The 15,054-nt window shown below is 39.6% G+C and carries 11 protein-coding genes; 4 read left to right on the forward strand and 7 right to left on the reverse strand.

The annotated features are described in order from the left end of the window. Positions 1 to 15: 15 nt before the first annotated feature. The 4 genes from ACOV1Q_RS02050 to ACOV1Q_RS02065 all read right to left on the reverse strand — a co-directional run bounded on the left by ACOV1Q_RS02050 (position 16) and on the right by ACOV1Q_RS02065 (position 4,672). The gene (locus ACOV1Q_RS02050) at positions 16 to 1,632 is read right to left on the reverse strand and encodes a beta-N-acetylhexosaminidase (RefSeq protein ID WP_424492774.1); all 1,617 of its coding nucleotides are present in this window, start codon (positions 1,630 to 1,632) and stop codon (positions 16 to 18) included. Positions 1,633 to 1,694: 62 nt separating this feature from the next. Further along, a complete protein-coding gene (locus ACOV1Q_RS02055) occupies positions 1,695 to 2,462 on the reverse strand; it encodes a creatininase family protein (protein ID WP_424492775.1) in 768 nt (255 codons plus the stop codon). Further along, a complete protein-coding gene (locus ACOV1Q_RS02060) occupies positions 2,459 to 3,724 on the reverse strand; it encodes a sugar MFS transporter (RefSeq protein ID WP_424492776.1) in 1,266 nt (421 codons plus the stop codon). The genes ACOV1Q_RS02055 and ACOV1Q_RS02060 overlap by 4 nt, the downstream gene beginning before the upstream one ends. A gap of 18 nt (positions 3,725 to 3,742) precedes the next feature. Next, on the reverse strand, positions 3,743 to 4,672 hold the full coding sequence (locus ACOV1Q_RS02065; RefSeq protein WP_424492777.1) for an ROK family protein: 930 nt from the start codon (positions 4,670 to 4,672) through the stop codon (positions 3,743 to 3,745). A 257-nt stretch (positions 4,673 to 4,929) separates the two neighbouring features. Here ACOV1Q_RS02065 and lepA point away from each other — a divergent pair, with 257 nt between their 5' ends. Continuing rightward, complete coding sequence (gene lepA / locus ACOV1Q_RS02070) at positions 4,930 to 6,726, forward strand: translation elongation factor 4 (protein ID WP_424492778.1); 1,797 nt, start codon at positions 4,930 to 4,932, stop codon at positions 6,724 to 6,726. A gap of 35 nt (positions 6,727 to 6,761) precedes the next feature. On the opposite strand, the gene ACOV1Q_RS02075 is transcribed toward lepA, so the two are convergent. After that, positions 6,762 to 7,115: a four helix bundle protein gene (locus ACOV1Q_RS02075; RefSeq protein WP_424492779.1), complete on the reverse strand. Its 354-nt coding sequence runs from the start codon at positions 7,113 to 7,115 to the stop codon at positions 6,762 to 6,764. A gap of 136 nt (positions 7,116 to 7,251) precedes the next feature. Here ACOV1Q_RS02075 and ACOV1Q_RS02080 point away from each other — a divergent pair, with 136 nt between their 5' ends. Next, positions 7,252 to 8,010: a YebC/PmpR family DNA-binding transcriptional regulator gene (locus ACOV1Q_RS02080; protein ID WP_424492780.1), complete on the forward strand. Its 759-nt coding sequence runs from the start codon at positions 7,252 to 7,254 to the stop codon at positions 8,008 to 8,010. A 3-nt stretch (positions 8,011 to 8,013) separates the two neighbouring features. Here ACOV1Q_RS02080 and ACOV1Q_RS02085 read toward each other — a convergent pair whose 3' ends face one another. Together ACOV1Q_RS02085 and ACOV1Q_RS02090 are read right to left on the reverse strand one after the other, a co-directional pair. Continuing rightward, positions 8,014 to 9,900: a cation:proton antiporter gene (locus ACOV1Q_RS02085; protein ID WP_424492781.1), complete on the reverse strand. Its 1,887-nt coding sequence runs from the start codon at positions 9,898 to 9,900 to the stop codon at positions 8,014 to 8,016. A gap of 147 nt (positions 9,901 to 10,047) precedes the next feature. Next, a complete protein-coding gene (locus tag ACOV1Q_RS02090; RefSeq protein WP_424492782.1) occupies positions 10,048 to 12,078 on the reverse strand; it encodes a cation:proton antiporter in 2,031 nt (676 codons plus the stop codon). A gap of 215 nt (positions 12,079 to 12,293) precedes the next feature. Between ACOV1Q_RS02090 and ACOV1Q_RS02095 the strand changes: the two genes are divergently transcribed. After that, positions 12,294 to 14,081 (forward strand): monovalent cation:proton antiporter family protein, encoded by a 1,788-nt coding sequence (locus ACOV1Q_RS02095; RefSeq protein WP_424492783.1) that lies wholly within the window; start codon positions 12,294 to 12,296, stop codon positions 14,079 to 14,081. 104 nt (positions 14,082 to 14,185) lie between these two features. Continuing rightward, on the forward strand, positions 14,186 to 15,046 hold the full coding sequence (locus ACOV1Q_RS02100; protein WP_424492784.1) for an MBL fold metallo-hydrolase: 861 nt from the start codon (positions 14,186 to 14,188) through the stop codon (positions 15,044 to 15,046). Positions 15,047 to 15,054: the final 8 nt, after the last annotated feature.

Raw genomic sequence — 15,054 nt, forward strand, 5'->3', positions numbered from 1 at the left:
TATTTTTAAATCTTCTTATTCTAAAGCCGGCGTAAAATTAGAAAAGATTCCCGGAATGGCCTTTTCAGAACCCCAGTCTACACCAGGTGTTCTGAAGAAATTGATATCCAAAGCCCTTAACAAATCCCCATGGGCACCCAGTCTTTCCTTAAACGATTCAAAATCTCTTTTTTCACCTGCGGTCCAGCCAATTTCTGCCGCAGCTATTGTACGAGGCCAAAAACGGTCATCCATCATCTCATCTGTAAGTACAAATTCACTCCACACAGGAGCCTCTATTCCAATCACATTGGGGTTACCATTATTAAAACTGTAGGTGTCTTCAAGACTTACCCCATCCTTTTTACACCAGTTGTTTGTGTTTTCCTGCCCCGGGATGTTAGCATGATCAAAATAATATTGGGAGCATAACGAATGGATTACTTTATTTCCTTCAACCACAGGATCCACTTTACCATGCCACTGCTGACTGATAAGACTTGAACTCACCTCGGCTTTTGTCACTTCTTCCCATCCAATGCTTATCTTCCCATAAGTTTGCACAATGGAATCTGCTTTTACAACAAATTCCTCATATCGTGGATCTTCAATCTCATCTCCACCTATATGTATCCAGGGTCCTTTGGTGATATTTGACATTTCTCCAATCACATCGCTCACAAAATCATAAATTTCAGGATTTTCAAGACAGAATTTACTCCAGCCCACGTTGTATTCTTCATACAACTCTGGTGGTGTAACGCGCTGCGGACTTAAATTTGAAAATCCCTCACAATTAAGTTCTGGATAAGAAACAAGCGCGGCGTAAATATGTCCCGGCATGTCTATTTCAGGAATTATGATGATATTTCTCGCCAGCGCATAATCCTGAAGCTCTTTATACTCTTCCTGCGTAAGGAATCCTCCACGTCCTCTTCTCACAGATCCTTTACCGCCCACTTCTGTTAATTTTGGCCAACCCTTAATTTCTATTCTCCAGCCTTGATCATCTGTCAGGTGTAAATGTAGACGGTTCATTTTATAAAGCGCCATCCTGTCTACGTGACGCTTTAGATAATCTAAGCCAAAGAAACTTCGGGCAACATCCACCATCGTTCCTCTCCAGGAATATTCCGGTTGATCTTTAATAGAGGTTTGACGTAAGACTACCTGGCCTTCAAGTTCCTGGTTTTCTATCTCAGAAGGGAACATTTGACGTAAGGTTTGAATTCCGTAGAATAACCCGGCTTCTGTTGCCGCTTTTAAAGAAACTCCAGAGTCGGTGATTTCAAGTAGGTAACCTTCCTCTCCTGTCTCTCCTTCCAAACCTGAATCCATGCTAATGTTCCAGTTACCACAATCTTCTCCTGTTGTGGTTGAAGATTGTAAACCTGCTGCCGTTAAAAGCTGTTGCAGCCATTTCACAGATTTTTCGCTTCCCGCAGTGTAACAAATCACATTCTCTCGCGGTAGCGTATAGGAATTTTCACCCCATTCTACAGCTTGCGGCAAGGGTATAATTGCCGGTATTTCTACCTCTGCTGCTACTGTCACCACAGGTTCTTCTTGAGATTTTTGAGAGCCTGAACATGACGTCAAGAACAGGAATCCCACCACAAAGGCCGAGGAAATTTTAAGGAACGGTAATTTCATAAAATGCAGATTTATTCTGAAAAAGCTTAATATATAAGCTTTTTCGGGTTAATTACTTAGTGTTATTTAGATTCGTACCGATTATCTATTTCGACTTCGGCAACATCTTTTATCAGCTCTCCCACTTTTTGTGAAACAGCTTTAAAGAATTTCTCTCCTTTTTCGGGCGTTGCTTTGTAAGGGTTTCCTATGCCGGTATCTTCACTTACCATAGACCATTGTCTTTCGGCCCAGGCCCAGCCTTCTCTTATTCCGGCGATCCTGGATTTATTTTCCCTGCCTGAACCGGCCTGCCCAAGCGGAAGAACAAGATCTGGATGCAAGTGCATCATAAGGCTGGTTTCCATTTCATCTGCATGGTCACCTTTCTCTTCAAAAAAGGCATTTTTGTCTACCGTTTGGAAAAAATTGGTCATCACTAACAGCATTTTTGGATACTTCAATCCCAGCTCCCTTAAAAGAGGCTTGAAGTTATTGCCGCCGTGACCATTTAATACTATTAATTTATAGATGCCCTGCCGGTTCAAAACTTCAATAATATCTGACAGGATTGCTAGCTGCGTGCTTGGATAAAGGTTAATATCAAGTTGTATATCTGCCTGCCCAGTATTTACTCCAAAAGGGATGTTTGGAAGCACTTTTACCTTTGCACCGGCTTTCCATGCCTGTTTTCCTGCTTCCGCAGCAATAGCTTCTATCTGGTAATTATCTGTAGCGTATGGAAGATGATAATTATGAGCTTCGGTTGCTCCCCAGGGTAAAACAACTACTTCAGTTTTCTCTTCTTTTACGTCTTTCCATGATGATTCAGCTAATAAATAGGGTCTCATGCTTTTCTAATTTTATGCCCTGCAACAGCGTAATAAAGGATGAACAAATAAAGCGGAACGGCCACCCAATATGCACCTTGTTTGTTGAAAACTTCTGCCAAACCTCCATAAGCAAGTGGGATAATTGCTCCTCCGGCAATTCCCATCACGAGTAAGGAGGAAACAGCTTTTGTAAGCTTCCCAACATCAGCCAGAGCTAATGGCCATATCGCGGGCCACATGAGAGAATTTGCTAATCCCAATAGAGCGATAAAAGCTACAGACAAAAAGCCTGAGGTGAAAATAGCTCCAACTGTAAACACCACTCCCAAAATAGCACACACTTTTAAGGCGTTTTCCTGCTTGATATACTTCGGAATAGCCACGATCCCTATCAAATAACCTATAATCATTGCTGCCATGGTGCCCGTAGTAAAACCTTTTGCTGTCTCAAAATCGAATCCCTGAAAAATTCCATAGTCAATGATGGTATCAACAGCAATCACTTCCACTCCCACGTAGATGAACAACGTCACCACACCCAGAATGGCGTGTGGGTAATCTGAAATCTTTTTCGCTCCTTTTTGTACAGCACTTGAATCCTCTTCATCTTCGGCCTCTACTTCGGGAAGGCTGGACTTATAGACCCACAGCGCCAAAGAAATAAGCACTACAATTATCCCGATGTATGGCGGAATTACTCTTAGCGCCATCTCATTAAGAGCGGCTTCATTAGTGGTTCCCGTAAGTTCTTCTGCCTTGTCTAACTGAAGAAAGAATCCAATTAAAATAGGAGCCGCCGCACCTGCAAGTTTATTGCAGATTCCCATGATGCTTATACGTTTTGCCGCACTCTCTGCCGGCCCAACTATAGTAACATAAGGATTAACTGCGGTTTGAAGGATGGCCAATCCACCACCCATGACAAACAACCCAAGGAGAAAAATCAGGTATGTACGGTTTATTGCTGCAGGGATGAAAAGCAGTGCTCCCACAGCCATTACTCCCAAAGCGACCGACATTCCTTTTTTAAACCCGAAATGATTTAATGTCCTCGTAGAAATAGGCGCCATCACCACATAAGCGATATAGAAGGCAAAAGTGACAAAATAAGACTGGAAAGTAGTGAGTTCACAGGCAATCTTGAGATATGGAATCAATAGGGCGTTAAGCCAGGTGACGAATCCGAAGATGAAAAATAATGCTCCAATGATAATTATGGAGCGATTGGTATTGGCAGAACCTTGTGAATTATCTGCTTCTTTTGCTACTGAATTTGCCATACTTTTAGGAGTGGATTTCTAGGATATAAAATTTTTATTATGTGCTTTTTTTGCTGAACGCTTTTCTTCGGAAAACTCTGAAACTATAAGCGCCGCAGAACCAAGGATTGCAATATTTGACACTTCTGAAGGTTTTATTACCAGCTTTTCCAGCACCTTCTTAAACGGAAAATTTTGCAGGTTCTCTCTAAGTCCTGCTTCAAAAAATGAATAAGATTTGCTTACTGAGCCTCCAAGGAAAATAGCTTCGGGAGAGAGGATGTACATAATATGTTTGATCGCGTTGCCAAGGTGATTCCCATACTCCTTCAAAGCTTCCAGAGCTTCTTTTTCACCCATCTGCGCTCGCTCATATATCTTTTTTCCTGAAATGTTATATTCATTCATAAAGAATTTCCCGCTGCAATAGTCCTCAATAGTCTTGTCCAGGTATAGAATGCTTCCCAATTCACCTGCACTCGAGAGGTTACCCGAGTAGAGTTTATGATCTATAATAATTCCTGTTCCCAGTCCAGTACCCATAGTAACACCTACCATATTCCGAAATGTCTTACCCTGGCCAAATGTTTTTTCTCCCAGTGCAAATACATTCGCGTCATTGGTAATTCGCACTGGTTTTTGAAAATGCTGTTCTAAATGTCTTTTTAGATATACTTCTTTCCAGGAAGCTATATTTAAAAGATCATAGATAATCCCTTTTTCCTCATCTACCAAACCCGGTACTCCAATACCAATACCGGCAAAATCACTACCGCCAATAGCTTCTATTCCTTCAATAAGGTTCTGGATAATATCTTCTTTCCCGGCACCGGCTAAAGTGGGAAATTGATGCTCCCTTTGTACGATTCCCGACTGCACCACTCCTACGTGGATTTTTGTTGCTCCTATATCAACACCTATTGTTCTATCACTCATTACTTCATAAGTATGAAAACTTTCTCCTTTCACATTTCAGAAAGTTTTAATAACTAATCTTTTTAAAAATTAAGAAAGACACACCTACAAAGTATGCTGTTTTTTTTATAATAAACAAATACTTTTATAATATTTTCAATAAAGTGCAATTTTATCTGAAGAAGCTCCGTCTGTTTCTAAACTTCAGCTAACAGTGCGCTACAATTTTTCTTTGAAGACTTCTAAATAAACTATATTTGCCTGCATAATTTAAGTTGGTTATCTTTTATAGCCAGCTATGAAAAAGACACATGAAGCACATTCGTAATTTTTGCATTATTGCACATATCGACCACGGTAAAAGCACTTTAGCCGATAGGCTTCTTGATTTTACCGGTTCTGTCACAGATCGTGAAAAACAGGAACAACTACTTGATAGTATGGACCTGGAGCGTGAGCGAGGGATTACCATTAAGAGTCATGCGATCCAAATGGATTATGAATATAAAGGAGAACAATTTACTCTAAACCTCATCGATACCCCGGGCCATGTAGATTTTTCATACGAAGTCTCACGTTCTATTGCTGCATGTGAAGGTGCTTTGCTGGTCGTGGATGCCGCACAAAGTATACAGGCACAAACAATATCAAATTTATATCTTGCTCTGGAAAATGATCTGGAAATCATTCCAGTGCTCAACAAGGTAGATCTTCCTAGTGCAAATCCAGAAGTAGTGACAGATGATATTGTAGACCTTTTAGGTTGTGATCCGTCTGAGGTAATTCCTGCAAGTGCTAAAACGGGCATTGGAATTGAGGAGATCCTGGCTGCCATTATTGAACGAATTCCACCTCCTTCAGGAAAAGTCGACGCACCTCTTCGCGCCTTAATCTTTGATTCGGTTTATAATCCTTTTAGAGGAGTTGAGACTTATTTCAGAGTTATTAACGGAACAATTAAAAAAGGACAGAATATAAAATTCGTAGCAACAAACAAGAATTATTCTGCAGATGAAGTAGGAACTTTAAGGCTGAAACAATTTCCAAGACAGGAAATAAAGACAGGAGATGTAGGCTATTTAATTACGGGTATAAAAGAAGCCAAAGAGGTTAAAGTAGGAGATACGATCACAGATGCAAAAAATCCTACTACAGAAGCCGTTCCCGGCTTTGAAGATGTGAAGCCAATGGTATTCGCAGGAATTTATCCTGTTGATACCGAAGATTACGAAGAACTTCGAGCTTCTATGGAGAAACTTCAGCTAAACGATGCATCGCTGGTGTTTACTCCCGAAAGTTCGGCCGCACTGGGTTTTGGTTTCCGTTGTGGATTCCTTGGAATGCTGCACCTGGAGATCATTCAGGAGCGACTGGAAAGAGAATTTGATATGACGGTTATAACAACCGTACCAAACGTTTCTTACCACGCCTACACGCATAAGCATCCGGAAGATATAATCCTTGTAAATAATCCTTCAGACCTTCCCGAGCCTTCGAGCCTTGCGAAAGTAGAAGAACCATATATTAAAGCTACAATTATTACGAAAGCAGATTTTGTTGGCCCGGTAATGTCTTTATGTATTGAAAAGCGTGGCGAGATCACTAATCAAACCTACCTTACTACCGAGCGCGTAGAATTGTCTTTTGATATGCCCCTGGCAGAAATCGTTTTTGACTTCTATGATCGTTTGAAAACGGTATCGAAAGGCTATGCATCCTTTGATTATTCCCCTATTGGAATGCGCCAGTCAAAACTCGTAAAAGTAGATGTTCTACTGAACGGTAACGGCGTTGATGCACTTTCGGCTTTACTACATGTAGACAATGCCTATGACATAGGTAAAAAGATGTGTGAGAAGTTAAAGGAACTTATCCCGAGACAGCAGTTTGATATTCCTATCCAGGCGGCGATTGGAGCAAAAATTATTGCCCGTGAAACTGTAAAGGCACTTAGAAAAGATGTTACCGCCAAATGTTACGGAGGAGACATTTCCCGTAAAAGAAAACTTTTAGAAAAGCAGAAGAAAGGTAAGAAAAGAATGCGCCAGGTAGGAAATGTGGAAATTCCACAGGAAGCTTTTATGGCTGTTTTGAAGTTAAATGATTAAGGAGTTTTGAGTTCGGAGTTCGGAGAAGTAAAAGGTTATTTTTCAAGATAATTTTTTAAACCTGAGATCATCTTGGAAATTTCAACCAAATTTGCTCTCATTTCTGTCTGTTGAATGGAGGTAATGAATAATTGCTTTTCTGCAATTGTTATACATACCACACATTCCCTTAAGGAACCTGAAGCTATTCCCAAATATCTTGAAAATTCTCTTTTTGAACCTGCCGAACCCTCAGCAATATTTAACGAGATCGAAACCGCAGCTCTTCTAAACTGCGATATTAGCCCATAGGTCTCTTCCTTTGGAAATTCCCGGGTCACTCTATAAACTAGGTCTGTAAAAATTAGAGACTTCTTATACACTTCTAAATCTTCAAAATTGAAATTCATAGAAGTTCAGATAGGTTTATTAAATTGAAAAACTGAGAATTCGTGTCATATTTCTGCCTTGTCCTGAACTTTTTTACCTTTGTCAAGACCATCGGAAATACTCCGAACCACGAACTCAGTAACTAATTTTCTACAAATGGCCGGACATAGTAAATGGGCAAACATAAAACATCGCAAAGGAGCACAGGATAAAAAGCGTGCAAAACAGTTCACCAGGGCGATCAAGGAGATAAGTGTGGCAGTAAAAGAAGGAGGAGGACCAGACCCGGAAACAAATCCGGCGCTGCGTAATGCTGTATCTAATGCCAAAGGGGTAAATATGCCCAAGGACACCATTGAACGCGCTATAAAGAAAGCAAGTGGGGCAGAGGCCGACAATTATGAAGCTGTCACCTTTGAAGGTTATGGACCCCATGGTATTGCGATCTTTGTGGAATGCACTACAGATAATACCAATAGAACAGTGGCTTCTGTAAGATCTATTTTTTCAAAGAATGGCGGCAGTCTTGGCACCAATGGTTCTCTGGAATTTTTATTTGATAAAAAAGGAGTTTTTGTCATCGAAAAAGAAAACATTCAAATGAATATGGAAGAATTTGAACTGGAACTAATTGAAGGAGGTGCCACAAGTATAGAAAAAGAAGATGATTTCATTACCGTCTACACAGAGTTCACTGATTTTGGTTTGATGAATTCCAAACTAGAGGAAATGGGAATTGAAACCAAAAATTCTGAAGTTCAACGTATCCCTTTAAACACGCTTGAACTTCCTGTTGAGAACGCAAAACAAATCATTGATCTTGTGGAGAAATTTGAAGATGATGATGATGTTCAGAATGTATATCACAACATGGAAATCACAGATGAACTAGTGGAAGAGATTGAAAAAGATTAAATTCTATTGTTCATTTTCATCCAGTTCTTCTACTGTTTCCTCATAGTCTTCTTCCTCATCCATCGCTTCTTCTTTTTGGATCTTTTTCCCCAAATACACCAGCTTAGAACCTTCGTGTATTTCCACTTCAGAACTGTGGGAAGGAATAATACTCAATGCTCCTGAAGGTCTTTTAACAAACAAAGGAATGATTTCTGGATGAGTTTTTGATATTTCAATCAAGCCGCTGTAGTGAGTTTTACTGTTAAGCGGGATTTCATGAATAGTAGGATATTTTCGAGAAACTTCGGTTAATTTGATGTAATCATCTGTGTGTGAAAAAAGCCCTTCTGAAGGATTCTTTTCAGGATTATTCATTTCATCTGAAGAAACCACTCTAAAAGAACCATTTTCACCAAACTGCTTCGTAAATTTTGTAATCGCTGTTTTGTTGATGTCGCTGTTTGGAGTCATGGCCATGAGATAACCTACATCATTCAACTCAATATTGTTCATAAGATCATCTGCATAAACACTACCTTCGATTGCCTCCAATCCCAGGCCTTTGGCCTTTCGTATGTTATCTGCATTATTATCTACTAAAACCACATGCCTGTCATTGTCCTGGAGATATTTTCCTATCAGCCTTGAGATAGAGGAAGCTCCAATAATGAGAATTCCTTCAGCATCTTTTATAAATACACCTACGAGTTTTGCAAAAAGTCTTGCTGTTGTTGCATTCAAGAGCACAGAAAGAAGTACAATCATAAATACCAGCGGCGTGATATATTCGGCACCTTCTACACCTTCCCTGGCTAGTCTAAGTCCAAAAAGAGAAGCAATACCTGCTGCAACTATACCTCTTGGTCCCACCCAACTGATAAATGCAATTTCATTAACTTTTAGGCCTGAACCCAGGGAGCTTAAAATAACTCCGAGGGGTCTAATCACAAGCACTACCACTCCAAATAAAATTAAAGCTTTCCAGTTAAAAATGAGCATTAACTCCTCCACTTTAATATTTGCCGATAAAAGAATGAAAAGTATGGAAATCAATAATACACTCAGAGATTCTTTAAAATATAGAAGTTCTTTAATATTTGGTAGTTTTTGGTTACCCATTACCATTCCCATGACCACTACGGCCAGAAGTCCGCTTTCATGCGCAAACATATCTGCCAGTACAAAGACTCCTAGAACAGTAGCCAAAGTAAAAACATTGAGCAGATAATGAGGGATGACCTGCTTTTTAATAAGAAATGCAAGAAAATGGGCAAAAGTAAATCCAAAAGTAAATCCAAATAGCAGGATTTTTCCGAATTCCATCAATGCTGTCTGAGTGAAATCCTGTCCTCCTTCGACACGAATAAATTCAAACATTAAAACAGCAATTAAAGCGCCAATTGGATCTATAAGAATTCCCTCCCACTTAAGAATGGAAGACACATGTTTTTTAAGAGGAATATTACGCAGTATAGGTGCAATCACCGTGGGACCTGTCACAATAATGAGTGAAGAGAACAAGAAGGAGATTTGCCAGGAAAAGCCATAAATAAAATGTGCGGCCAGTCCTGCACCTATAAAGGTAACTATCACGCCCACACTAATGAGCTTTACAATTACAGGTCCAATATTTCCTACTTCACTTCTTCGAAGGGTAAGTCCGCCCTCAAATAAAATGATCGAAATCGCCAGGGAGACAAAATAGAACAGGCTTTCACCCGGAAAGACGCCCTCCTCTCCATTCCAGATAGGTTCAAGCCATTTCGTTCCATCTTCAGAAATTAAAGTAGAAACTGGTCCTACAAAAAGGCCTATTAAAATAAGGGGCAAAATTGCCGGGATCTTCAATCTCCAGGCCACCCATTGTGCAAGTATTCCAAGTATTACGAGTCCTGCTAATTCTAACATTAAGGAAAATTTGTGCTATAGTAATAAAAACTTCAGAAAGTTACCCATTTTCCCAAATAAAATGGCATTATCTTAAGATAAAGAAGCTCTTAAAACCCTCAGGAAGGGTAAAACATTAAAACTTTATTAAATAAAAATCGTAAGACGCTACTGCGGAAACACCAGTATCTTTGTGTTCTTACTAAGATATTCTTCAATTTTTTGAGGAATAATATCTAAACTTGGCTGATAGGCAGCCGCATTTTTTCGTGCGCTGATGAAAATTACAAGATCTTCAGGCCCTACATTTTTCCATATATCCAAAAAATCACCCCAGATTGACAGCACATTAAATTGAAAAGGTGCTTTTATCTTTAGTTTCTGAACCAGTATTTCAATAGCATTTTTAGATTCCGCAGTACAATTCACCACAATTTCTACACTTAATTCCTCCGCCATTCGAATTACTTTTTTCACCCACAATTCAAAACCTTCCATTTTTTCTGAATGTGGTGGCGCAGCTAATACTATTTTTGGATGTGTAGCCCAGGGTTTATTTGATTCGCATAAAAAGATGGTTTTTGATGTTTGTTCGATGATCTGGGACATTTTTTCCCCTATGACCTCATTTTTTCCTGAACTCCTGGGCCATCCCATTACAATTAAATCTGCAATTAATTCTTTGGATTTTCGGGAAATGCCGCTGGCAATATCTGTATCAATGGTAGCAGTAATTTCAACTGCGGTTTCTGTTGCCGAAGCTTGTTTTACAAATTCATCTAGCCTGTCTTTTGCCTGAACAATATTTATTTCTGCCTGTTCATCATTGGGTACCACAGAAACAATGGAAATAGGATTCGTTGAATTTTTATCTCTAATAAGAATGGCAAATTCCAGAAGTTTATCAAGGTTTGTAATGTTGGCCAGGGGAAGAAGGATATTCTCCATTTTGTAATTTTCAGAATTTTTTACTTCTTGGGGATTAACTGCTTTGGTTTCAGCAAGCATTTGTTTTGCAGCATTTTCAGTAGCAAGAGTGGCTACAATAGATGTTACTAAAATTAATATGATCGTCCCGTTAAGAATATTTTCATCAATAATTCCTTCACTGTAACCAATCAGAATAACTGCAAGAGTTGCTGCAGCATGACCACTACTCAGTCCAAAAATTACCTTGCGCTGTATAGCTGTATATTTAAACAGCTTTTGGGTAAAAAAAGAAGCTAACCATTTTCCCAAAATAGCTACAATAGATAAGGTCACAGCCACCACAATTGCGTTGTACCCGCTAAAGATTACACTTACATCCACCAGCATCCCTACACTAATCAGGAAAAATGGAATGAAAAGCGAATTTCCCATAAATTCTATTCTGTTCATAAGTGCGGAGGAATGCGGAATCAATCTGTTTAGCGCCAGCCCGGCGAGAAACGCTCCTATGATATCTTCCACAACCGCCAGTTCTGCCAAAAAAGCGGAAAGAAAAACCACGGTCAAAACAAAAATGTAATGGGAATGTTTTTCCTTTTCCATGCTGGTAAAGAACCATTTAGCGATTTTTGGAACCAGCAGGAACATGATCGCACAAAAAATGGTCAAAGATATGATCAAGCGCAGCCAGAAATTGGACGTGAGGCCACCTTCCTGAACATTACCCATAATCACTGCCAGGATGAGCAATACAGCCGTGTCAGTTAAAATAGTTCCTCCTACGGTGATCGCTACTGCTTCATTTTTAGAAACACCAGTTTTACTTACTATTGGGTAAGACAGAAGTGTATGAGTGGCAAACATACTTGCTGTTAAAAAACTCGCATTAAAATCATATTTCAGGAGGTAGAAACAAACGGGAAAACCAATAGCAAGAGGCAGTGAAAAAGTGAGAAATCCAAAGAGAAAACTTTTATTTCTATTCACTTTGAATTGATTCATATCCAGTTCAAGGCCTGCAATAAACATTATGTATAATAAACCTATTTTGGAAAAGAGATCTATGGCCGAATTCTGTTCCAAAAGACCGGCACCAAAAGGACCAATTATAATTCCCGAAACAATCAAGACGATAATCCCCGGAATATTCACTCTTCTTAGAAGCACGGGAGAAACAAGTATGATGATAAGAATAAGTGCAAAAACGAGCACCGGGTTGCTAAGGGGCAACTCAAATTCATGACTCAAAATATCCAGAAATTCCTTCATTTTTCATGTACCTGCTAAAACAGGATCTTACCTAAATATGATATAGTCCTCAAATTCTAAAATATCCTCAAAATACCATTCATGGTAGCTAAGGGTGTAACAAATATGGAGGATTAAATTCATCAAAAAAGTTAAATTTTAATTATAATAACATAATTTTAAAAGCATCCTTGTATTTTGCAAATCATTGGTTTTCACCTTAGAAACTGCTGCTTATGGAAGAATTCAATATTTTAAACCTTCTTATAATTCTGTTAGCTGCATGGCTGGGAGGATCTCTTTCAAAAAAGTTGGGTTATCCTGCCATTTTAGGGGAACTAATTATCGGGATCATTCTTGGACCCGCTTTAATTGGACTCGTAGAGAGTTCCGAAATGCTTGATGTTCTTGCAGAAGTGGGCATAATTCTGCTCATGGTCTACATTGGAATTGAAATTAATTTTCGCGATCTGGGAAAAGCCTCGTGGCCGGGCTTATTGGCTGCTGCCGGAGGTTTCATTGTACCTTTCGCTTTAGGATATTACACGATCATTTTCTTTGGTGGTACCAATATGGCTGCCGTTTTTGTGGCAATTGCCGTGGGAGTCACGTCACTTGCAACAAAAAGCCGTATTCTCGTTGATCTAAAACTCCTCAATACCCGTATTGCCTACGTATTAATGGCCGGTGCATTGATATCTGACACGCTTGCTCTAATTATTTTCGCCGGAATAGTAAGTTTTGTGGACGCCGGAAATATTGACACTCTGGGCTTGCTATGGGTAGCCGGTAAAGCTATTCTCTTCTTTGCCCTAACGGCATTAGCCGGAATTTATCTTTTACCTGTCTTAGGAAAATATCTCTCAAAAACAGGTAATAAAAGCCGAACTCTTCATTTTACCCTTATTCTCATAATCGTCTTTGCCTTTGCAGAACTAGCAGAAATTGCCGGTCTTCACAGCATTTTAGGTGCTTTCATGGCCGGACTTTTCATTAGGGATGGAGTGTTCAACAGGCAAATCTCAAAGGAAATAAATGAGGTTTTTCATGATATTTCTATCGGGTTTTTAGCACCAATCTTTTTTGTCACCGCAGGTTTTCACGTAACCCTGGATGTTTTTGAATCTGATCTCGCTTTGCTCGTTTCTGTTACCCTTGTTGCTATGATAGGAAAGATTTTTGGAACCGCATTGTTTTACCTTCCCAGCGGATTCGGCTGGCGTGAAGGTATAGCTGTAGGTACAGGAATGAACGGCCGTGGTGCGGTAGAAATCATTATTGCAGGTATTGGACTCCAAATGGGGATCATTTCAGCCGAAATATTTTCCATTCTCGTTTTTATGGCCATTTTTACCACCCTTAGTGTTCCCATACTTCTTACCTGGACCACCAACTGGCTTAAGAAACGCGGTGAACTGGTTCATCAACAATCTCGTAACGGCTATATCATTCTTGGGGCAAACCCATTAGGCCTTTATGTTGCCAAAAAATTACAGTCTGATGATAATGAAGTTACTGTCGTTGATTCCAACCGGGATTTTCTCGAAGCTGCCAAACAGCAGGGACTTAGGACCATCTATGGAAATATCCTGAAAGAGGAGACGATGGAAGAAGCAAATGCTATTGACAAAGGCACTTTTCTAGGCCTTACCGGGAATAGCGAAATCAATTTACTGGCAGCACAGCTTGCCCACGATTCTTTCTATGTACCACAAAAAATCGTTCTCATGACCCGCAGTGAAACAGGAGCAGATGTTGAACTTTTAGATAAAACTGGTGCTTCTTCTATGTTTGCTACGAAAATGCTTCCCGCCCCATGGATCTACAAAATCACTTCGGGAGACTTTGAAGAGAAAGAAGTAGAAGTTTCAGAAGAGATAAGTACTCGTGAATGGTATAAAATTCAGGACTACGAGGAAAAAAGAATTCTTCCCCTTATAATTATTGATCCTGAAAGCAGAACGAGACCTTTTCATTACGATGATACCATTCAAACAGGTGAAAGAGTAGTTTATCTGCAATAATTCCTTAAATTTAGACCCCTAAAACGTCATTTTTGAAAGGCTACGGTTAAGTGCCATTCAATCTCAGCTTGATTTATAGCTGGTTCATCAAAAATTCACAATTAATGAAGTTATATCCTATACAGGCAGGCAACTTTAAATTAGATGGAGGTGCCATGTTTGGCGTGGTGCCAAAATCGCTTTGGAACAAAACAAATCCAGCCGATGCCAATAATATGATTGACATTGCTGCGAGATGTCTTCTCGTTGAAGACGGTGACCGCCTCATTCTTATAGACACAGGAATGGGAGATAAGCAAAGTGACAAATTCTTCAGATATTATTACCGCTGGGGAGATCATTCTATTGATAAATCTTTAAAAGCACATGGTTTTCATCGGGACGACATCACAGATGTTTTTATGACGCATCTTCATTTTGATCATTGTGGCGGAAGCATACAGTGGAACAAAGATCGCACCGGCTACGAACCTGCTTTTAAGAATGCTCGTTTCTGGAGCAATAAAGAGCACTGGGATTGGGCTACAAATCCAAATGACCGCGAAAAAGCCTCTTTTTTAAAAGAAAATATTCTTCCAATGCAGGAATGCGGACAACTGAATTTTATTGAAAGAACCAACGGAGCTTTCCAGGAAGATTCAGAATTAGGCTTTGGAATATTATTTGTTGATGGTCATACAGACAAGCAAATGATTCCGCATATAAAATACAAGGGAAAGAACCTGGTTTTCATGGCCGATCTTCTTCCTACTGCAGGACATATCCCGTTGCCATACGTCATGGGCTTTGATACACGACCTTTACTCACCCTTCCGGAGAAAGAAACTTTTTTAAAGAAAGCTGCAGATGAAGATTTTTTACTTTTTATGCAGCATGATGCTCATAACGAAATAATTCGCGTTCAAGAAACCGAAAAGGGTGTCCGCCTGAAGGAAACATATACATTTAATGAACTTTTTAACTAAAAGAATAC

The sequence above is a fragment of the Salinimicrobium maris genome, assembly GCF_049680855.1.
In the GTDB taxonomy this organism is placed as follows: domain Bacteria; phylum Bacteroidota; class Bacteroidia; order Flavobacteriales; family Flavobacteriaceae; genus Salinimicrobium.